Consider the following 22,009-nt stretch of genomic DNA (forward strand, 5'->3'; position numbering starts at 1 on the left):
TTTCTATAGCGCTTTTTGAGTGAAAAACTGTTTGTCTTCCCAGCGAAGTATCGTCAAGTCTCCCCCCCACACACACCCAGTATCAAGTCCAATCACATCTTTTCCTGAGTAACCTTCTAGCGCAGCCCAGTGTCCAAAAATAACTGTTTTATCCAGCTTTATACGTTGTGGTAGGTCAAACCAAGGCACTAACGGCTCAGTGGTAATTTCGCTTGGCGGAAGTTTACAGGCCATATCGAGTCGGCCATCAGTAAAACAGAAGCGCATTCTAGTCAGGCTGTTTATCGCATAGCGATAGCGCTCAATCCCTTCTAAATTTTGACACCATGAGTCAGGCGTGTTGCTGTACATGTTTTCGATAAGCCATTGCCACTGCTCTGATTTTAATAAATCAGCTATTTCCAGACTTTCAATACGCGCTCGCTCTAGATCCCATTGAGGTGAGATGCCAGCATGAGACATTACGAACTCTGGATGTTCTTGAATCAAAGGCTGTTGTCTTAACCATTCGAGCAGCTGTTCTCGGTCTTCTGCATCAAGAATGGGTTGAGTCTTGTCTTTTGCTTTAGCTGGAAATAGCCCTAAGGAAACCGCAAGTAGATGCAAGTCATGGTTGCCTAATACAACCTTAGCAGCGTTACCTAGGCTACGAATAAAGCGTAGCGTCTCCAATGATTTAGGACCACGGGCGACTAAGTCACCAGCAACCCATAAGGTATCTTGCTGCTTATCAAAATTGACGGTTTTAAGCAGTAATTGAAGTTCGTCGAAGCACCCTTGGATGTCTCCGACAATATAATTCGACACAATAATTTCCTGTAGATACGGATGTACGACTAATTAAGAATATTAGGGATTGCGAGTCTGAATGGATCAACTTCAGTTATGAAGTCGATGCCTTTGTTATCAGTCATCACATAATGACCTTGCATAACACCCACAGGAGTTTCGATGACGGTACCACTGGTGTAAGTGTATTCGTCGTTGGCTTCAATCACGGGTTGTTGCCCAACCACGCCATCACCTTCTATGGTGAGTTGTTTGCCGTTGGAGTCGGTAATCAGCCAGCGGCGAGACATTAGTTGAACCGTTGTTTTACTGAGATTTTTGATGGTAATAATGTAGGCGAAGACGTAGCGGTTCTTCGTTGGTTCAGATTGTTCCTCTATGTATTTAGAGTGAACCTGACATTTGATACAAGGCGTAGATATATCCATATTCGCACCTTTTGTTGTTGGTATACTTTAAAGTATTACATAAAAAACAGGCTCCTCACCGAAGTGTAGGAGCCTTTTAGAATTATTTGTCAGCGCTGTGAGTGTCGTACAACCAGTTTGCCATGTCGACAAACTGCTCGAGCGTTAAATTTTCAGGACGCATGCCTGGGTTAACACCCAACTCTTCAAGTACTTCCTTGTCGATTAGGCTCTTGTAGCAGTTACGAACCGTTTTACGACGCTGGTTAAAGCCTTCACGACATACACGATCTAGCCATTTCAGATCTTTTGCCGGGTAAGGTAGCACTTCGTATGGCTGTAGGCGTACTACTGCAGAATCTACTTTCGGTGGCGGAACGAAGGCCGTTGGTGGCACTTCTAGCACAGGCGTCACTTTACAGTAGTATTGAGCCATTACCGTAAGACGACCATAAGCTTTAGTACCTGGGCCGGCCGCTAATCGGTTAACCACTTCTTTTTGAAGCATGAAGTGCATGTCTTGCACGTCTTTATGGAACTCAAAAAGGTGGAACATCAATGGTGTCGAGATGTTGTATGGCAAGTTACCGAAAATACGTAGCTTGTTGTTTGGCTTAACAAGTTGTTCGAAATCGAACTTCATTGCATCGCCTTCATAGATCGTTAGCTTATCAGCCAGATCGGGATGGTTGCGAAGACGTTCAGCCAGGTCTCTATCCAATTCGATAACTGTAAATTTATCGACAAGCTTACCCACTGGCTCAGTAATTGCGCCTAGACCAGGACCGATCTCTACCAAGTTTTGACCTGGTAGTGGGTTAATGCTAGATACGATGCCATCAATAATGTATGGATCGTTAAGGAAGTTTTGACCAAAACGTTTACGCGCTTTGTGCCCTAAGTGGACATCATTTCTCATTGCTTTTTCTCTACTAATTCAATGGCGTGCGTGAGCGCTGTTCTAAAGCTCCCTGTATCGGCTTGGCCTTTCCCTGCCAAGTCTAAGGCGGTACCGTGGTCGACTGATGTTCGAATAAACGGTAAGCCAAGCGTGATGTTCACTGAACGACCAAACCCTTTGTATTTCAATACTGGGAGTACTTGGTCGTGATACATACCTAAAACAGCATCTGCATCTTGCAAATATTTTTCATTAAAGATGGTGTCTGCTGGCAATGGGCCAACTAAATTGATGCCATCTTTTTGGCGAATTTTTTCTAGCGTCGGGGTGATGGTTTCTATCTCTTCACGTCCCAAGCAACCATCTTCACCTGCATGTGGATTCAAGCCACACACGTAGATAGTTGGTTTCTCAATAGCAAACTTTTCAACCAAATCTTTATTCAGAATTGCAATAATTTGCTCTAATCTGTCTTCGGTCACTGCTTGAGATACATAAGCTAGTGGGATGTGCGTTGTTACTAGCGCAACACGCAGCCCTTCTGTTGCCAACATCATCACCACGAGCGGTGTATTGGACTTCTCTGCAAAGAACTCGGTATGGCCACTAAAAGCAACGCCAGCTCGGTTAATTACACCCTTGTGAACAGGGCCGGTGACAATAGCATCAAATTCATCATTCATACAGCCAATTGCTGCGGTTTCTAATGTATTTAATACGTAGTGGCCGTTCGCTTCATTAAGTTGACCCGCAACGGCGACTTCAGCGAGTGGAACATGTTTCACAACCAATGTTCCAGAGCGTTGAGGTTGCTTGGGCGCGGTTGAATCGTAATCCAACAGCTCCACCTCGATCCCTAACATTTGAGCTCGCTCTGCTAGTAGGGTTTTGTCCGCACACACCACGAGCTGATGTGGCCAGCTTTCTTGGGATAAGGCGAGAGTTAAATCTGGCCCAATTCCCGCAGGTTCACCTGCCGTAATGACAAGGCGTTTAGTTGTCATCTTGGTCATCCTCAACCATTTCAACAAAAGCACTCGCTCTTACTTCTTGTAGCCAAGCGCCAGCTTCTTCGTTGAACTTACGGTTAAATAGAATTTGGTATGCTTTATTTTTCAAAGCAGAGTCTGTACGGTCTACTTCTCTGCGATCAAGCACTTCAACAATATGCCAACCATGCACGGTTTTGAATGGTGCACTGATTTTACCTTCAGGTAGTGTTTCTACTTGGTGCTTGAATTCAGGTACATACAAATCCGGTGTTTGGTAGCCTAGTTCACCATCTTGCACTGCAGAGCCTGGATCTTGGCTGTATTGCTGCGCAAGTTCACCAAAGCTCGCTTCACCCGCGTTAACACGACGCGTGATTTCCTCTAATTGCTCCTTGGCACCGTCGTCACTTAAGATGACGGTCGGCTTAATTAGGATATGACGAGCATTAACTTCCGTTACCGCTACCGTTTCCAAGCCTTTCACATCTTCAATTTTCAAAATATGGAAACCAACGCCGCTTCGGAAAGGACCGATGATGCTGCCTTTATTCTGCATTTTGATTTGGTCTGCAAAAATGGTAGGCATCTCTTCTTTACGCATCCAACCCCAGTCACCACCTTGTAGCGCTTTAGGGCCTTTTGAATAAGTATAAGCCATGGTGCTGAAATCTTTGCCTGAGTTAAGCTCCTCAACCACTTCTTTAGCTTGAGCTTCTAGCTCTTCTTTGGTTTGGTCATCATTAAAGCGAAGTTGGATGTGTCCGATTTTGTATTGAACGGTCGCGTTAGTCTCTTGCGCCAAGATATCCGCAAGGTTATCGACTTCAGCTGGAAGAATGTTGATACGACGACGCACTAAGGCGTTACGCGCTTCACTTGCCGCAATCTCTTTTCTTACTTGTTCGCGAAATGCATTGTAACTAAGGCCTTCTTCAGCAACCGATGCTGTTAATTGTTCTACAGTCTGGTTGTTGTCTTTCGCGATGCCTTCGATTGCTTGATCAAGTCGAGCATCATCAATACGAACGCCAATACGTTCCGCTTCTTGTGTTTGAATGGTATCGATGATCAGCTTTTCAAGCACTTGCTCATTGAGCACGTCTTGCGATGGTAGTGTCTGGCCGCTTTTCTTAGCATTTGCGCGCAGCGTCTTCATTGAAGCATCGATGTCACTTTGTAAGATAACGCCTTCGTTAACGATAACTTTTACGCTGTCTAGTTCTACCGGCGCTGCGTAGCTTACTGATACAGTACAAGCCGCTGCGATGGCAATTAATGTGCGTTTCCACAATGTCATGTGTAATCCTTTAAATTTACTGACGTTTTATCAGTAAAGAAAATTAGTTGTTTAAGAAGAATGGACGGCCGTATTCTAAAGAGTTTCCAGAGCTATCAAAGCCTGAAATGTTTGATCCCGATCCCGCCGATGTACCGAAGCCCACAATACCAAAATTGACACTAAAGTTGTTTTCGTAGACAGGATCAGCATTGATGTCTGAATAGCCGCTACCAGTCCAGCTTCGGAGTTCGTTGCTATAGGTAACTCCCACGTACCAACAATCATCTTTATAGCGCAGGTTAGCTAACCACTCGATAGCAATGTTTTCGTTCATATCATGGTAGTACTGGGCGCTGGCGTACCATTTCGGAGTGAATTGATAACCTGTGACTAAACCTGCTTGTGAGATACCTTCCCGTGTAATCTCATCAATATTAGTAATTGTCTCGCCGACATTATCTTCAATGTACTCTTTAGTGACGTAGCGGTAGTTTGCTTGCACAAAACCGTTACTGTCTATTCGATATTCAATTGTACTATTAGCTAGTTGCATTTCTGCTGAGTCGATATCGTATTGAACGCCACCATGGTAAAAAAGGTAGTCATCGTAATTAAAGTCGACCTCAACTGCCCAAGATGAATAATTAGATTTTTCTGTTGAATCGTTGTTGCCAGTTGATTGCTTTGTTTCTTTATCGATATAAAAAATTTGACCGAAAGAAATATTAAGACGTTCTTTGTACTCGTCATCAAAGAAGCGAGAAGACGCACCATAGCTTAGCTGATTTGCAGCTGCTATAAAATCAACCCCACTGTATTTCCTACTTCTAAATAAGCCGTAATAATCTGTCTGTAAAAGAGTAGTATCGTAGCGAGCAATGTTATTTTGTTCTTCTTCGGGAACGTAAAGGTATTGAACTTGTGGTTCAAGAGTTTGTGTGTACCCGTTCATTAATGTAGTGTCGCGCTCAAGTACAATACCGGCATGACTTCTAAATTCGGGTATAACTCTGCTAACACTTTCTTCTAAATCAGCATACTCTGCTAGAGATGTATCTACACCACTCAGGTCTTGGTTATAGTATGTTCCAAGTAGACGAGCCTCGGTTGTCCATGTACCCCAAGTTGTACTTAATGGTACTTTTAACCCTGGTTCTATGTGCAATCGTGTTGCTGTTGGTTTTCCTTTTGCATCTGTATCAAATTGAGAGATATGACTAATCATATCCACCTCTACAGAGTCCCATATAATAGGAGCGTAATAGTTAAATGTTAGCTGCGGCATTAAACGATAGGCTTGGTTATCTCCATCGGTAAGTACTTGGAAGTCACGAACTGCGATGGATGCATCCCAGTTTAGAGATCGGTAAGTAACTTGTCCTGATTGTAAAAGCTGACCGTCTTCTCTATTACCGATATTTGAATCCACATCTGAAAAATAATTAACATCACTAACCTTTGAATAGTCGATGTCAAACTTCCATGCTTGTTGATAGATCCCTTCAAAGTTGAACTGCCCACCCCAACGACTGCCTTGTTCCGGGTATTTATCATCACTTTCTAGGAACTCAAACTTTAAGTTACTTTCACCAAAATTACTTAAATGACGGAACTCGTTATTCAGTTGCGTTCCACGTTCTGCCATATATTTAGTTGTGATAAGTAGATCGTAGTTTGGTGCTATATTCCAATAAAATGGTACTTCGGTTTCGAAACCATCACTAGAGCCGTATGAAATCGTTGGGTACAAAAAGCCAGTTTTACGTTTATCACCCACTGGAACGGTGAGATACGGTAGATAGAAAACAGGAACATCTAGAATTTCAAAACGCGGATTGTAGAATGTGGCTTCTTCTTCATCTTGATCGAGTTCAATACTAGAAGCTTTTAACCTCCATGATTTATCACCTAGTGGGCAGGATGTGATAGATCCGTCTTCCATGGTATAAACCGCTTTGCCAGTGCGAGATATATATTGGGCATCTCCTCGGCCTGGTTCACAAAGAAACTGATATTGAGTGTTCTCTAATTCGATTTGATCAGTATTTAGATTATTTGTCGCTTTATCGGAAATGGATTTTATTTGACCATCACTAAAGTTTACGTTGCCTTCAGCTACAACGATATTTTCTTGTTGGTGTAGGGTCACATTATCAGCAAGGATGATCTTGTTCCCTTGCGTAACTCTTACGTCACCCGAATAGATTGCCTTGTCACCATTGATAGCTTCTAAGCGATCTGACTCAACATGAGCGGGTAGCTGTGTCTCGTTTTCTGCAGCGGGCTCGATCAAGCATTGATCTATAGAGGGCATTTCCTGCACACTACTATCGGTGATTGTTTCAGCTTGAGTTGTCGACACGTATAATGCCGTACTTATAGACGCGGCTAACAAGGTGCGGGAAAAAGATTGCATGAAGTTGAACTATCCTGTGTCACTAGATGAAGGGTTGATCTAGTATCAATCCAATTAATAAAGCATTTTCCTTATGATAAAGGAAATATTAGCATTCAGCATCATCAGACAGCGTTACTCAGATAAAATTCATAGATAGAGAACACATAATGCAAATATTTGGCAAAATTTTGGGCGCGTTTTTTGGCTTTTTATTTGGAGGGCCGCTCGGTTTAGTTTTTGGTCTGTTTTTAGGGCATCAATTTGATAAGGCTCGACGTTTAAGCCAATCGGGCTTCAATAGCTCTGGTTTTGGCCGAGGTCCAAGCCAAGCTGAAAGACAAAACGAGTTTTTCAAATCTGCTTTTGCAGTTATGGGACACGTTGCTAAAGCTAAGGGGCAGGTTACACCAGAAGAGATTCAGCTCGCTTCTACAATGATGGAGCGTATGAACCTGCATGGTGAACAACGTAAAGCGGCTCAAGAGGCTTTCCGCGATGGCAAAGAGAGTGACTTTCCATTAAGTGATGTACTTGAGCGTGTGAAAATCTCATCGGGTGGTCGTTTTGACCTTCTGCAGTTTTTTCTTGAGCTACAAGTATCTGCAGCATTTGCCGATGGAAGCTTGCACCCAAGTGAGCGTCAGGTTTTGCATAAGATAGCGCAAGGTCTTGGGTTTTCTGCGGAACAGCTAGAGCGCCGTTTACAGATGCAAGAAGCAGCATTTCGTTTTCAACAGCAAGGTGGAAGCTTTGGTGGGCATCAAGGTCACGGACAGTCATCGGGGTGGCAACAAGCTTCACAGCAAAACCAGTTGGCAGATGCTTTTAAGGTGTTAGGAGTGAGTGAAAGTGCCGATGGTAAAGAGGTGAAGAAAGCCTACCGTAAGCTGATGAATGAACACCACCCTGATAAGTTGATGGCGAAGGGCTTACCACCAGAAATGATGAATGTCGCGAAAGAAAAGTCGCAAGAAATTCAAAATGCTTATGACTTGATAAAGAAGGTCAAAGGTTTTAAGTAATCGAACACTAAACCGAGTAATAACAAAATTACTCGGTTTTTTATTAAAGGGAATTATATGACGGTAACGTATCAGAATGTTCTAGAGTTTTGGTTCGATGAATTGACGCCTAAAGATTGGTTTACTGGCGGTGGAGAGATCGATACTTTGATTGAGTCTCGTTTTGCTAAACTGCACAAAGCCGCTATCCAAGGTGAGCTATTTGAATGGCGACAAAATGCAGAAGGACGCTTGGCTGAAATTATCGTGCTTGACCAGTTTTCTCGGAATCTTGGTAGAAATAGTCCAGATGCGTTTACTGCAGATCCTATGGCGTTGGTTCTAGCTCAAGAAGCGGTAGCGGGTGGCTTTGATCACCAACTCAATCAACAACAGAAAAGCTTCCTGTATATGCCTTATATGCACAGTGAATCTTTGCTGATGCATGAACAAGCGGTGCTGCTTTTTTCTCAGACAGGGCTAGAGAATAACCTTGATTTTGAGTTTAAGCACAAGGTGATCATTGAGCGTTTTGGTCGTTACCCACACCGCAATGAAGTACTAGGTCGAACTTCGACTCCTGAGGAAATTGAGTTCTTACAGCAACCAGACTCAAGCTTTTAATTGTGGAGATACGGTCAAAGAATTGAGAAGAGGCTAGTGGTTAATAAAACCTCTAGCCTCTTTTTTTGTTTAGCTTTAGTGATTAACTCTCGCGTTAGAACTAGTTTGCTTGGTTAAGTGACCAATCATAGTCATAACTGGTTTTTTCAGTGTTCGTCACCGGCTTTGTTCGATACTGGTCTAAGTGTTGAATGAGTTGTTTTTCTGTACCAAAATCCACAGCAAACCATTCGTAAATCGATGATAGTTGAAGTTTGTTGTTTTCAATTAACACGCCCTTATCACTATTTACAAAATCACTAGCAGCTTGTTCTAACAAGGCTTCAGTGTTGTCAGAGGTAAAAGCTTCAGACTGCAAGTTAGGGCAACCCAAACTCGCACAATTCACTGCATAATGCGTACGTGGATCTTGCCAAATCGGTCTTAAGATTCGATGTTCAATATCATTGAGTGTCAGCGACTTCCCATTTACCTTCACTACATCATCTCCCCACGGTCCAAAACTAAACAGTCCGCCGAGCTTGGTGATGGATTTAATCGGGTACGCATCAAGAATCAAATCGACAGTCACGGCGTTATATAAATTAACCCAGTAGGCATACTGCTCTGCTTTTGAATAGTCGAGTGGATTCAACTGCTCTAGCCTCTTGATGTATTGCTTGAGCTTTGTCTTATCTACAGTGCTCACAGCTTGATAGCGAACTAGGGTGTTTTGCCCTTGTTTAACTAAGTAGCTATCGATAAATTGCTGCCAGTCTTGATGAGATACCTGTTCTTGGTTGGTTTCATTGCTTTGGTTCCAGTATGGCCAAAGATCAGGTTTAGGCGCAGACCAAGCTAAGGTTGAGAAAAGTAGGCTGACAATAAAAAGTAGTTGTTTCATGGCATTCTCCTGATGACTGACTACTTAGACCTTATGCTTTACGATTTTCTTTCATAGCTCTTCAGTTAAATAGCGGAACTGCTCTAAATAAAGGGCAGAGCTTAATAAGCACATTAAGTTAAGCTAAAAGCTCAGCCAAATAAAAAAGGTTGGCACTAGGCCAACCTTTTATATGTACACAAAACTGTGTGATGCTATTTCAGGAAGCTAGGAATCTTAGCTTCAAACTCTGAAATCTTATCTGCGTGTTGAAGCGTTAGGCCGATGTTATCTAGGCCATTCAGCAAGCAGTGACGACGGAACTCATCAATTTCAAACGAGTATTCTTTTCCATTGGCAGTGACTTTGAGTGCTTCAAGATCAACTGTAATTTCTGCGCCTTCGTTTGCTTCAACGAACTGGAAGATTTCATCAACTTCCTGCTCTGTAAGACGAACAGGAACCATCTGGTTATTGATCGAGTTACCGTAGAAAATGTCTGCAAAGCTTGGCGCGATCATCACTTGAATACCGTAATCTGCAAGCGCCCAAGGTGCATGTTCACGAGATGAACCACAACCAAAGTTTTCACGAGCCAGTAGAATTGAAGCGCCTTTATAGCGTGGTGCGTTCATTACAAACTCAGGGTTTGGCTGTTGGCCTGCGTCATCTAGGAAGCGCCAATCGTGGAATAAGTGCTTACCAAAACCGATACGGTTCACTTTCTGTAGAAACTGTTTTGGAATGATCGCATCGGTATCGATGTTGGCCGTATCTAGAGGAACGACTAATCCGGTGTGTTGTTGAAAACCTGACATGTTAAATCCTCTAATTAAAGTTCACGAATATCGACAAAGTGACCAGCGATTGCTGCTGCTGCTGCCATTGCTGGGCTAACTAGGTGCGTACGACCATCACGGCCTTGGCGACCTTCAAAGTTACGGTTTGATGTAGAAGCACAGCGCTCTTGTGGACCTAGACGGTCGTTGTTCATTGCAAGACACATAGAGCAGCCTGGTAGGCGCCATTCAAAACCTGCTTCGATGAAGATCTTATCTAGGCCTTCTGCTTCAGCTTGCGCTTTTACTTGCTCAGAGCCTGGAACGATCAATGCTTGAACATGTTTCGCTACTTGGCGGCCTTTTGCTACGGCAGCAGCTGCACGCATGTCTTCGATACGCGAGTTAGTACAAGAACCTACGAAGACTTTATCGACGTTGTAATCCGATAGCGACTTACCCGCTTCAAGACCCATATAAGCCAGAGCTTTTTCTGCCGATGCCTTTTCAACAGGGTCTGCGAAGCTTTCTGGTGCAGGGATTGGTGTGTCTACTGAGATAACCTGACCTGGGTTGGTTCCCCAAGTGACTTGTGGTTTGATGTCTGTAGCTTCTAGCGTAACAACCGCATCGAACTCTGCATCAGCATCGGTTTTCAATGTGTTCCAGTATTCAATAGCTGCTTGTAAGTCTTCGCCCTCAGGAGAGAACTTACGACCTTTGATGTATTCGTAAGTGGTTGCATCTGGAGCAATTAGACCCGCTTTAGCGCCAAGCTCGATCGCCATGTTACATACCGTCATACGACCTTCCATTGTAAGGTCCGTAATGGCCTCACCACAGAATTCAACCACATAGCCTGTACCGCCAGCGGCTGTTGTCTTGCCGATGATAGCTAGTACGATATCTTTTGCGGTAATGCCTTCAGCGACTTTGCCTTTTACTTCGATCTTCATGGTTTTAGCGCGAGCTTGTTTTAGCGTTTGAGTTGCTAGAACGTGCTCAACTTCTGAAGTACCGATACCGAATGCTAATGAACCAAATGCACCATGTGTTGCTGTGTGTGAGTCACCACATACGATGGTCATGCCCGGCAGAGTAATACCTAGCTCAGGGCCCATTACGTGAACAATACCTTGGTATTTGTGGTTTAAGTCGTAAAGCGTGACACCAAACTCTTCACAGTTTTTCGATAGCGTTTCCATTTGGATACGAGCCATCTCACCAGAAGCGTTGATGTCTTTCGTTTGTGTCGATACGTTGTGATCCATGGTTGCAAAAGTTTTGCCTACTTGGCGAACTTTACGACCTTTTTCTCGTAGGCCATCAAAGGCTTGTGGCGACGTTACTTCATGGACTAAGTGGCGATCGATATAAAGAATTGGCGTTTCGCCTTTCGCTGCAACCGCAACGTGAGCGTCATAAACTTTTTCGTATAAGGTTTTTGCTTGCTGGTTTGTCGACATAGCTTTTCTTCCTTGGGAGCATCAGTCCCAGTGTTTGTTTCTAGCCAAGTCATGCTATTTAAGCTGACTTGGCTTGATATTATTCTTATGTACTTGCTTCTAATCTAAGCATCTAGCTTATGAAGCTAAGATGTACTCAGCGATCTTGTCACCCATTTCAGAGGTAGTCAGCGCTTGGTTTTTGCCTGCAAGGTCAGCGGTTAGCTCGCCTGCAGAAAGTGCTTTAGATACCGCTGTTTCGATATCTTGAGCTGCGGCTTCTTCGCCTAGGCTGTAACGAAGCATTAGCGCCGCAGAAAGAATTTGCGCTACTGGGTTCGCGATGTTCTTGCCTGCGATATCTGGCGCGCTGCCACCTGCAGGTTCGTATAGGCCGAAGTTACTTTCGTTCAAGCTTGCAGAAGGAAGCATACCCATAGAACCCGTGATCATTGCACACTCATCAGAGATGATGTCACCGAAGATGTTTGAACATAGCATTACGTCAAACTGAGATGGATCTTTGATTAGCTGCATGGTCGCGTTATCGATGTACATGTGGCTCAGTTTCACATCTGGGTAGTCTTTCGCGACTTCTTCAACCACTTCACGCCATAAGATAGAGCTCTGTAGAACGTTCGCTTTATCGATTGAGTAAACGTTTTTGTTACGTAGACGTGCAGATTCAAACGCAATCTTTGCAATACGTTCGATTTCGTAACGGTGGTAAACCTCAGTATCAAAGGCTTTTTCAGTTGCGCCTTCGCCTTCACGACCTTTAGGTTGGCCGAAGTAGATACCGCCTGTTAGTTCACGAACAACAACGATGTCGAAACCATTACCTGAAATATCAGCACGTAAAGGAGAGAAAGACTCTAAACCCTTGTGGATTTGCGCTGGACGTAGGTTACAGAACAGTTGGAAATGCTTACGCAGAGGAAGTAGGGCACCACGCTCTGGTTGATCGTTTGGTGGAAGGTGTTCCCATTTAGGACCACCAACTGAGCCAAAAAGTACCGCATCAGATTCTTCACAGCCCGTGACTGTCGCTTCTGGAAGTGGACAGCCGTGATTATCAATTGCAATACCACCAACATCATACTCTTCGCGAGAAAAGCTAATCGCGTGCTTCTTTTCGATCGCGTCTAACACTTTATGTGCTTGTTGCATTACTTCTGGGCCAATGCCATCACCAGGTAGTACGGCAATTTTGTATGATTTATCTGTCATGTTAATCCTTTAATTCTTGTTACTGAGCGGTTTGGCTCGTTTTAAATTTTGTCCCTAAAGCCAACAACATCGGCTCTAGGGCTCTGTTATTGGGGTCTTAAACTGTCGCGAATTTTTGCTGCTTCATTTCAGCAATAGTGTCTGCGCGTTGAATGCTATTGATAACGTGTAGCAACGCTTGACCAGAAGCTTCAACGATATCCGTTGAAACGCCCGTACCGTGGTACTTACGGCCTTTATAGTTAGCAATGATGTCCGCTTGACCTAAGCCATCTTCGCCTTCACCTTTCGCAGTAAGGTCGAATTTATCCAACGCGATTTCGTAGCCTGTTAAGCGGTAAATACATTGGTATAAAGCATCAACAGGACCGTTGCCGACAGCCGCTTCGCATTTCTCTTCATCACCACATTGCAGCTTGATGCTGGTGGTAGACATAACACTACCAGATTGTACGCTTAGGTAGTTAAGTTTATAGAAGTCATCTTCGTCACGTAGATTCGCGAAGTGCATTAATGCTTCTAGGTCGTAATCGAAGACTTGTCCTTTACGGTCAGCAAGTTTCAAGAAGTCTTCGTACAATGAATCTAGGTTGTACTCATTATCTTTATAACCCATTGCGTCCATGTGGCTCTTAACTGCCGCACGGCCACTACGGCTTGTTAGATTCAATGCTTTGTTTTTCAAACCAATCGACTCAGGCGTCATGATCTCGTAAGTGTTCTTGTTCTTAAGCATGCCGTCTTGGTGAATACCTGAAGAGTGGCTGAATGCGTTAGCACCGACGATTGCTTTGTTGTCTTGAATTGGCATGTGGCAAAGTTGGCTAACCAACTTACTGGTACGGTGAATCTCTTTATGATCCAAGCCGGTGTGAACCCCCAAAAGCTCTTGACGAGTTTTGATGATCATTGCGATTTCTTCTAAAGAACAGTTACCCGCACGTTCTCCAATACCATTGATTGTGCCTTCAATTTGGCGAGCGCCCGCTTGCACAGCAGCAATTGAGTTCGCAACCGACATACCTAAGTCATCGTGACAGTGAACAGAGATGATCGCTTGATCGATGTTGGGTACGCGATCGAATAGCGTTTTGATAATGCCACCAAACTCATTCGGTACTGTGTAGCCAACGGTGTCTGGAATGTTGATGGTTTTCGCGCCCGCGTTAATCGCGGCTTCAACCATGCGACATAGGTTATCGATAGGGGTACGACCTGCATCCTCACAAGAAAACTCCACATCGTCAGTGTAGTTACGCGCATGTTTGACGGCTTTCACTGCCATCTCGACAACATCGTCGTAGCTGCGGCGTAGCTTATCTTGTACGTGTACCGTCGATGTTGAAATGAAAGTGTGAATACGGAATTGGTCCGCTACTTTTAGTGCTTCTGCAGCGGCGTCTATATCTTTTGCAACGGCACGAGAAAGCGCACAAATACGGCTGCCTTTGATGTGTTTTGCAATCGTTTGAACCGATTCAAAATCACCTGGAGAAGAGATAGGGAAGCCAGCTTCGATAACATCCACACCCAGTCTCTCAAGAGCATAAGCGATCTGTAACTTCTCTTTTACCGTAAGGCTTGCTGCCAATGCTTGCTCGCCGTCACGTAAGGTAGTATCAAAAATTATTACTTGATCGTTCATGGGTGCTTCCTTATATCGATAATGAATCGATTGCTATCCAAATTATTATTAAGAATGATGTTCTTTTAAAAGTGCCAGTTACAAAAAAACCCGCTCAGTGCGGGTTTTAATATTTGTGTAGTTCTTGACCCACAACTTACCCGCGCGATTGGTTCACGATAAGGAGAAGTTTCAGCAGTAGAGAAGAAGAAAAAATCATTACACAAATATCCGTAAATAAACTGTTAACACCATATTTACCGTAATTTATTCTGAGCGTCAAACAAGAAAATCCAATATCAGCGTACATTGGCAGTGTTTTGGTTTGGTTTGTGCTGTTTTTTATCTCCTCTTTGGCTAAATCGACTGATTGGTGGTTTTGTATTGGCGGGTTAGTTTATCGTTTGGCTGATGTGTAGGTTAAAACTTTGTAGTAAATCTTTTTGATGGAACGATTCACCAAAAAAATTATAAGTGTGACCCTATTAATTAATCACTTGATTAAATAGTGAGTAATTAATCTTCTACTGTTACGTCTGTTTATCTCTATAATTAATCGGATGATTAATTATAGGGATGGATTTTTGCCATGACGGCACGAAAAGCGGGGCGGCCTCAGCAGAACTTAGATGTTCGACAGTTATTGATTGAGCATGCTCGCGATCTGTTTGTTGTTCAGCCATACGACAAGGTCTCGACACGCCTGATCGCTGAGCGTGCGGGTGTGAACATTGCGATGATCCGTTATTACTTTGGCAGTAAGGCTGGGTTATTTGAGGCGATGCTACGTGAAACCCTACGACCGATGCAGCTACAAATGCAGAAGTTAGTTGAAGAGAGCAGTCATGAAAACTTTCTCGATTTAATGCGGACTTACTACAAAGAGATGGTCAAGGTGCCCAAGTTTCCTCGCTTGATTGCCCAAGTGATGAATATGCCTCCCTCGGAAGTGCAAAGAGAGTTGCTCGAAAAGGTTTTCCTCGATGTGGCGAAGCCAGCCCAAGATGTCATTTTTGAAAAGTTGGTGGCACAAGGTGTCTTGAGAAAAGAGATGGATCCCAAGCTCTGTCGCGTGTCGTATATAAGCTTAATGGTATTTCCATTCATTGCACCGCCCCCTCTATTAGCAATCCATGGTATTGAGATTAATGAAGAATTTCTTAACCGTTTAATCGAACACAACATTCAATTGATGACAGAAGGCTTTATAAACACGCCTAGCCCTTCTTCCGTGCAGGATCAAAGATAATGAAAATAAATAAAAAACTACTCTTCTTTCCGGCACTTGCGGTTGGTGTCATTGGCCTTGTGGTTGCGATTAACTTGAAGCCGGATCTGCCAACCAAGCCTGCGGGTGATAGAGCTCGCTTAGTTGACACAGTAAGCCTAGAGCAACAACTGATAGCACCGTTAGCGGTTGGTTTTGGCAAAGTGGTGCCGAAAGTCGAATGGAAAGCGATTGCCGAGGTGACAGGACAGATCGTTTATCGTCATCCGGATCTTGAGAAAGGTCAGGTGATCCCTGCGGGAACGGTCGTGCTCAAGGTTGATCCACTGGATTACGAATTGAAGCTGATACAAGCAGAGGCCGATCTTAAATCAAGTCAAACCTCATTAGCGAAATTAAATCAAGAAGAAGACAACCTGAATCAGACTCTTAAGATCGAAAAGAATCGCTTAGTGATCAGCAACAAAGAGCTACAACGTAAACAAGATCTGCGTAAGAAAGGGCTGACTTCTCAATCGGATGTCGACCTGCAACAGCAAAGTGCACTGTCTCAACAGAAGCTAGTGTTGGATATCGCGAACCAAATCGCTTTAATGCCTGATGAAAAACGAGTTGCGGAAGCGGTGATAAAGGTCAATGTGTCTAAAGTGAAAGAGGCGCAGCGATCTCTCGATAAGACCACCATCATTTTGCCAAGAGCGATGCGAATTGCTCAGGTTGATATCGAACAAAATCAAGTGGTTAACCTTCAGCAAGAGATGTTTGTTGCTCACGGGATTAATGTCATGGAAGTGGAGGCGCAACTTTCTATTCACGATATGCAAACTTTAGCCTCGAGCTTTAATCAGTTCCCTCGCGATGCTGCAGGGATCCCTAATCCTTATGAAGCGCCAATCAAAGCGACGATTCAACTTAACAGCGGCAACCTGAACCTGAGTTGGCCTGCGAAGGTGGCAAGAATCAGTGAGACGGTTGATGAAAACCAAGCGACAGCAGGGATTATTCTCGAGATCGCTCAAGACTATTCACAACTGCAGCCAAGCAATGCGACCCCGTTGGTCAACGGCATGTTTGTAAAAGCTGAGATTGAAGGTGTCGCGAATCTAAGTTGGGTGGTTCCAGAGCGAGCATTGCACGGTGACAAGGTTTACCTGATGGATGACAATCAGCGCTTGCAAGTGGTGAGTGTTGAAGTGCTTTATCGCAGAGATAACCAAGTGGCTGTGAGTGGCGAGCTACAAACGGGAGATAAATTGGTTCTTAATGACGTCCTGCCAGCTATCGAAGGCATGTTACTGAAAGAGTCGAACTCTGAAGAGGTTAAGCTTGAATCTGATACTCAGGAGAGTGCGTCATGATCAAGTTCTTTTCTAGGCACCCAACAGCGGCAAACTTGTTGATGCTTGGGTTATTGATCATGGGTATCAGCTCATTATCAACCATCAAGCGTGAAACCTTCCCCGCTTATGATCCGCCTTATATTATGGCTGCCATCGTTTATCCTGGTGCATCACCACAAGAAGTGGAAGAAAGCTTGTGTGTACGAATGGAAGATGCCGTCGATGGCCTAGCCAACATTGAAGAAACTCAGTGTGAGGCGATTGAAGGCAGCGCGCGTTTAATTCTGAAGCTCAATGAGAAAGCAGACATCGGTCGAATGCTGGTGGACGTGCAAACTCAGATCAACTCGATCAATGATTTTCCGAGCGAGATTGAATCTCCAGTTGTTCAAGAACTGGATTGGAATGAACCGGTTGTTGATATCGCCATCACAGCAGAAACGTCGTGGCCGGAGCTTAAGGCCTACGCTGAAGACCTCAAACGTATCATGAAGCTTGATTATGATGTTTCACTGGTCGATGTTAGCGGCTTCTCTGATCATCAATACCGTGTGGAACTGGATACCCAAGCCATTCGTCAGTTAGGTTTGAGTGTCGGTGATATTGCAGACCAGATTGGTCGTCAGAATGTAAAGCTACCGAGCGGTAATGTTGAAACGCCAGACAAAAACTTCCTGATTCGTTTTGATGAGAGACGGGTCACGCCTGTTGAGCTTGAGAGTATTGTTGTTGGATCGGCACCAAATGGTTCTGTGATCCGTTTAAGAGATATCGCGAAGATCACCGATCGTTTTGAGCTTGATGAACAGAAAGTCCTGTTCGATGGCAAGCCTTCTGCTTTGTTGAAGATCAGCAAAAACAAAGAAGACGATGCGCTTCGAATTAAAGAAAACGTGACACGCTTTGTTGAAGATCAGAGCGCGATTGCTCCCGATGGCGTGACATTGCAAATGACCAACGATCTCTCGTCTGTGCTGTGGGATCGCCTCACCATGATGGTACGTAACGGCTGGCAAGGTATTGTGCTGGTATTTGCCACCATGTGGCTGTTCTTCAGCTTACGCTATTCATTCTGGGTTGCGGCTGGTTTGCCTGTTGCCTTTCTTGGTGGCTTATTCTTAATGGCTAACCTTGGTCTATCGATCAACATCATGTCACTGGTCGGCTTATTAATGGCGATTGGTATTATGATGGATGACGCCATCGTGATTGCCGAATCGATAGCCTCCCATTTAGATCGGGGGCAAAACGTTGATGATGCGGTGTACAACGGCGTTAAGAAAGTGCTTCCCGGAGTCTTATCTTCTTTCTTAACTACGGTGTGTATTTTCGGTAGCTTGTTGTTCCTCGATGGAGAGATGGGTGCGGTGCTTAAGGCTGTTCCTCAAGTATTGATATTAGTGCTCTCGTTGAGCTTGATTGAAGCCTTCCTGATTCTACCTAATCACTTGTCTCATTCATTACACAAAGAAAAGAATGACAAGCCAGCGCTGCGCTTCAAAGTGGTGTTGCTTGAAAAATTTGAGAACTTCCGCAATACAACTTTGATGAACATGGTCGAGAAGGTCGTGACGTTCCGCTATGCCTTTATGGGCGGAGTGCTGACACTGTTGTTACTTTCTATTGCCTTGATTGCGGGTGGTGCTGTTAAGTTCCAACCCTTCCCCGAATTGGATGGAGACATCGCTGAAGCGCGTATCATTCTTCCGCCGGGTGCGTCATTGTCTCAAACCGAGAGAGTCGTCGATAAAATAGTCGCGTCTGCTGAACGTTTGAACGTGCAGTGGAGTGAAGAGGTCGAAGAGGGCAATGAGTTGGTGGAACACATCACCAGCCAATTCAATGCTAATGCTGATGCCAGTGAGTCAGGCCCACATTTAGCCACTGTGCGTTTAGACTTACGCGGTGCAGAGAGCCGTAACACGGTTATCGATGATTTCATCAATGCATGGCGCGAAGATATCGGTGAGCTGGCGGATCCTATTTCATTAGTGTTCAAGCAGCCAACCATGGGGCCGGGTGGTCGTGCTATCGAGATCCGTGCCAAGCATGATGATCTGGCTGAATTGAAGTCTGCTTCTCTGGAGATTCAGGAGTACCTCAATCAGTTTGACGGGGTGCATGGTGTGCTTGATGACATGCGCATGGGTAAAGAAGAGATCTTAGTCAAGCTGCGCCCTGGAGCCGAAACCTACAATGTGAATGGGCAGATGATTGCTTCTCAGTTGCGTGCTGCATTCTTCGGGCAAACGGCGGATGAGGTTCAAATCGGTGTTGAGAACATCTCGATTGAGGTGCGTCTTGATAAGGAACAAGCGGGCGACATACAGCAGCTGGCTAATTTCCCGATCATTACCGCCGACGGCAGTCAGATCCCGTTAGCAACGTTGGCGACATTAGATTTCCAACGTAACTACGTGCGAATTCAGCGTATTGATGGGCTGAGAACCATCAGCATCTTTGGTGATATTGATAATAAGAAGGCGAGCTCGTCGGCGATTTTGGCTCAGTTCCAAAAAGATGAAGCAGCCAAGCTTATTCAGAAGTACCCAGGCTTGCGCTTTGATTTCGAAGGGGAAGCTAAAGATGCGGCTAAGACTGGAGCCTCGATGGGCAAAGGCTTCTTGCTCGGCTTATTCGGCGTGTTTGCGATTCTTAGCTATCAGTTCCGAAGCTATTTAGAGCCTGTGGTCGTGATGTTAGCCATTCCACTCGCCTTTATTGGGGTGGTCGTTGGGCACTGGATACTTGGGCACTCTTTGAGTATGCCAAGCATGATGGGCTTTGTGTCGCTTGCCGGGATTGTGGTTAATGATTCCATCTTGTTAGTCCAGTACATTCGTCACCATGTCGATGAGGGAGATAGCGTGCATGACTCGGTGGTGAAAGCCAGTCGCGAGCGTTTCCGAGCGGTATTTTTGACCTCAATGACGACCGCAGCTGGTTTGCTCCCGCTGTTGACGGAAACCAGTTTGCAGGCTCAGGTTATCCAGCCATTGGTCATTTCGATTGTGTTTGGCATATTTGCCTCGACCTTACTGGTGTTGTTTATGATCCCTGCGGCCTACGCGATACTGGCGGACTTTGGTTTGGTGAAAAAGCATGAGCCATTAGCGCTATAACCTTTAGCGCTATTATCATTTGCGAGCACTATTATCATTAGCGAGCACTATAACCATTAACACGATAGAAGTAGCGTTTGCTTGCTTATATACAGAAGTAAAAACATAGAAGAATAAAGCGGCCTTGGGTCGCTTTATTTTTATCGGCAGTTTCTAGGCCTCATCAGCTTGCTTAGCGAAAGCGGTCAATTTGCCTCAAAATTCATTTTAGTTCATTCAAAACGTCACTTAACTGTCATTTCAGGGGCATAACTTGAGCCTTAACTGAATAAGGATTGTTAAGGAGATTGTATGCGTACTATCGAACCTATTGTCCGCTGGGATGTGGCATTTTCTGTTTTTTGTTTAAAGAACCGTTATAGCGGACAACAGGCGACACTCAGTAAGGCGGTGTCTCATACCGGGGATGGTCATCTATATGTGTTGATTGCTTTGATTGCGCTGTTAGTTGATGGCTATACAGGTCGTGAATTTTTAATGGTTGGTCTAGCCGCTTTTGCGATAGAGCTACCGATTTATTGGTTAGCCAAGAACACCCTTAAGCGCCGTAGACCCGCCGAATTCTCTTCATTGCTTTATTCCCATATTGTGCCATCTGATAAATACAGCCTCCCTTCTGGGCATTCCGCTGCGGCTTTTGTTATGGCGACTCTAATCGGACATTTCTATCCGAGCTTATATCTCTTTAGCCTGATTTGGGCGGCAGCGATTGCTGGCTCTCGAATCCTACTTGGTGTGCACTTTTTAACGGACGTACTGATTGGCGCAGCCTTGGGCATCGCTTGTACTAGCCTTGCTATCAGTTTCATCCTGTAATCATTTTTTGGCAACAACCACTGCCGAGCTTAAGTGGCAAGCATAAAGGAACATGCATGAAAATTTTATATGGCGTACAAGGCACAGGGAATGGGCACATCGCTCGAGCGAGAGCAATGGCTGTGGCTTTTCGTCAGCAAAATATCGATGTCGACTTCCTGTTCTCTGGGCGAGACGAGAGCAAGTACTTCTCGATGGAAGCATTTGGTAATTATCAGACCCGCAGCGGCTTAACCTTTTACAGTGAGCAGGGGCAGGTTAAATACGGCAAGACATTCATCAAGAACAACATCTGGCGATTTCTCAGTGAGATTAATCAGATCGATTTGACGCCTTATGACTTAGTGTTGAATGACTTTGAACCTGTGACTGCATGGGCAGCTAAGAGGCAAGGTGTGCCATGCATTGGCATAAGCCACCAGAATGCGTTCCGCTACGATGTACCCAAAGAAGGGGGCAACTGGATTGAACATTCGGTGATTCAACATTTCGCCCCAACTGAGCATTCGATTGGTTTGCATTGGTATCACTTTGAACAACCAATACTGCCGCCTATCGTTCACACGCTGGCTGGTGATCAACAAACCAAAACAGCACAAGACTTTACGTTGGTCTATTTGCCGTTTGAGGATCTTGAGTCGATCTCGGATCTGTTGATGAAGTTTATTTCGCACAACTTTGTCTGTTATCACCCGAATGTCATTGAGCACCGTCGAGTCGAAAATATTGAGTTCAAACCACTGAGTCATACCGGATTCCAATTCGACCTCAATCAATGCTCTGGTGTAGTGGCTAATGGCGGTTTTGAATTGCCATCGGAAGCCCTAACCTTGGGTAAGAAATTGCTTCTCAAACCACTTGAGGGGCAGTTCGAACAACAGAGTAATGTTGCGACGCTTGAAGCGCTCGGGTTGGCTCAAAGCATGAGCTTTTTAGACGCGGCTACCTTGCGTGGTTGGCTCGGTGAAAAGCAGGCCGAAGTGGTTACTTATCCCGACGTGGCAAGTGCACTTGTTGAGTGGGTGTTAGCGGGCAATTGGTCCAACCAAGATGACTTAAGAAAGCAACTTTGGGACAAGGTAGATTTTCCTAGTTATGCATCGCTCACTTAACTCATAAGTGTTATTTCTGAATCAACCAGTCAAACAATTCATGAGTTCAATAAATTGTAA

General features: G+C 44.6%; 18 protein-coding genes. 7 read left to right on the top strand and 11 right to left on the bottom strand.

The genetic code is table 11. The features are described from left to right. Positions 1-3 precede the first annotated feature (3 nt). From apaH to lptD, 6 genes are all read right to left on the bottom strand, one after another. Positions 4-807 (bottom strand): bis(5'-nucleosyl)-tetraphosphatase (symmetrical) ApaH, encoded by an 804-nt coding sequence (apaH, locus tag AC3CID_RS01805; RefSeq protein ID WP_065207182.1) that lies wholly within the window; start codon positions 805-807, stop codon positions 4-6. Between the two features lie 29 nt (positions 808-836). Further along, positions 837-1,217 (bottom strand): Co2+/Mg2+ efflux protein ApaG, encoded by a 381-nt coding sequence (gene apaG, locus AC3CID_RS01810; protein ID WP_004735899.1) that lies wholly within the window; start codon positions 1,215-1,217, stop codon positions 837-839. Positions 1,218-1,299: 82 nt separating this feature from the next. Then, the gene (gene rsmA, locus AC3CID_RS01815; RefSeq protein WP_004735898.1) at positions 1,300-2,115 is read right to left on the bottom strand and encodes a 16S rRNA (adenine(1518)-N(6)/adenine(1519)-N(6))-dimethyltransferase RsmA; all 816 of its coding nucleotides are present in this window, start codon (positions 2,113-2,115) and stop codon (positions 1,300-1,302) included. Beyond that, positions 2,112-3,101 carry a 4-hydroxythreonine-4-phosphate dehydrogenase PdxA gene (gene pdxA / locus AC3CID_RS01820; RefSeq protein WP_162808203.1) on the bottom strand — a complete coding sequence of 330 codons (990 nt, stop codon included), beginning with the start codon at positions 3,099-3,101 and terminating at the stop codon, positions 2,112-2,114. The genes rsmA and pdxA overlap by 4 nt, the downstream gene beginning before the upstream one ends. Further along, a complete protein-coding gene (gene surA, locus AC3CID_RS01825; protein WP_017087006.1) occupies positions 3,091-4,386 on the bottom strand; it encodes a peptidylprolyl isomerase SurA in 1,296 nt (431 codons plus the stop codon). Before surA ends, pdxA begins: the two co-directional genes overlap by 11 nt. A 43-nt stretch (positions 4,387-4,429) precedes the next feature. Continuing rightward, positions 4,430-6,784, bottom strand: a complete 2,355-nt coding sequence (gene lptD, locus AC3CID_RS01830; RefSeq protein ID WP_488526877.1) for an LPS assembly protein LptD — start codon at positions 6,782-6,784, stop codon at positions 4,430-4,432. 149 nt (positions 6,785-6,933) lie between these two features. Here lptD and djlA point away from each other — a divergent pair, with 149 nt between their 5' ends. Then, entirely contained in the window at positions 6,934-7,788 is an 855-nt protein-coding gene (gene djlA / locus AC3CID_RS01835) for a co-chaperone DjlA (protein WP_065207186.1), read from the top strand. Between the two features lie 57 nt (positions 7,789-7,845). Further along, positions 7,846-8,391, top strand: coding sequence for a DUF924 family protein (locus tag AC3CID_RS01840; protein ID WP_171308581.1), 546 nt, complete (start codon positions 7,846-7,848; stop codon positions 8,389-8,391). 100 nt (positions 8,392-8,491) lie between these two features. Here the strand turns inward: AC3CID_RS01840 and AC3CID_RS01845 are convergent, their stop codons facing one another. The 5 genes from AC3CID_RS01845 to leuA all read right to left on the bottom strand — a co-directional run bounded on the left by AC3CID_RS01845 (position 8,492) and on the right by leuA (position 14,352). Further along, positions 8,492-9,274: a DUF547 domain-containing protein gene (locus AC3CID_RS01845; RefSeq protein WP_488526878.1), complete on the bottom strand. Its 783-nt coding sequence runs from the start codon at positions 9,272-9,274 to the stop codon at positions 8,492-8,494. A gap of 194 nt (positions 9,275-9,468) precedes the next feature. Continuing rightward, entirely contained in the window at positions 9,469-10,071 is a 603-nt protein-coding gene (gene leuD / locus AC3CID_RS01850) for a 3-isopropylmalate dehydratase small subunit (RefSeq protein ID WP_237291169.1), read from the bottom strand. A 14-nt stretch (positions 10,072-10,085) separates the two neighbouring features. Further along, complete coding sequence (gene leuC, locus AC3CID_RS01855) at positions 10,086-11,498, bottom strand: 3-isopropylmalate dehydratase large subunit (RefSeq protein WP_488526879.1); 1,413 nt, start codon at positions 11,496-11,498, stop codon at positions 10,086-10,088. 117 nt (positions 11,499-11,615) lie between these two features. Further along, complete coding sequence (gene leuB, locus AC3CID_RS01860; protein ID WP_102298541.1) at positions 11,616-12,707, bottom strand: 3-isopropylmalate dehydrogenase; 1,092 nt, start codon at positions 12,705-12,707, stop codon at positions 11,616-11,618. A gap of 97 nt (positions 12,708-12,804) precedes the next feature. Beyond that, the gene (gene leuA, locus AC3CID_RS01865) at positions 12,805-14,352 is read right to left on the bottom strand and encodes a 2-isopropylmalate synthase (protein WP_065207191.1); all 1,548 of its coding nucleotides are present in this window, start codon (positions 14,350-14,352) and stop codon (positions 12,805-12,807) included. Between the two features lie 568 nt (positions 14,353-14,920). Here leuA and AC3CID_RS01870 point away from each other — a divergent pair. The 5 genes from AC3CID_RS01870 to AC3CID_RS01890 all read left to right on the top strand — a co-directional run bounded on the left by AC3CID_RS01870 (position 14,921) and on the right by AC3CID_RS01890 (position 21,949). Beyond that, positions 14,921-15,580 carry a TetR/AcrR family transcriptional regulator gene (locus AC3CID_RS01870; protein WP_065207192.1) on the top strand — a complete coding sequence of 220 codons (660 nt, stop codon included), beginning with the start codon at positions 14,921-14,923 and terminating at the stop codon, positions 15,578-15,580. Beyond that, positions 15,580-16,917: an efflux RND transporter periplasmic adaptor subunit gene (locus tag AC3CID_RS01875; protein ID WP_488526880.1), complete on the top strand. Its 1,338-nt coding sequence runs from the start codon at positions 15,580-15,582 to the stop codon at positions 16,915-16,917. Before AC3CID_RS01870 ends, AC3CID_RS01875 begins: the two co-directional genes overlap by 1 nt. Beyond that, positions 16,914-20,021, top strand: a complete 3,108-nt coding sequence (locus tag AC3CID_RS01880) for an efflux RND transporter permease subunit (protein WP_488526881.1) — start codon at positions 16,914-16,916, stop codon at positions 20,019-20,021. Before AC3CID_RS01875 ends, AC3CID_RS01880 begins: the two co-directional genes overlap by 4 nt. A 291-nt stretch (positions 20,022-20,312) precedes the next feature. Next, positions 20,313-20,837 (top strand): phosphatase PAP2 family protein, encoded by a 525-nt coding sequence (locus AC3CID_RS01885; protein WP_054547846.1) that lies wholly within the window; start codon positions 20,313-20,315, stop codon positions 20,835-20,837. Between the two features lie 56 nt (positions 20,838-20,893). After that, positions 20,894-21,949, top strand: a complete 1,056-nt coding sequence (locus AC3CID_RS01890; RefSeq protein ID WP_488526882.1) for an MJ1255/VC2487 family glycosyltransferase — start codon at positions 20,894-20,896, stop codon at positions 21,947-21,949. The last annotated feature ends 60 nt before the right edge of the window (positions 21,950-22,009 follow it).

The sequence above is a fragment of the Vibrio sp. QJM3NY_21 genome, assembly GCF_057785975.1.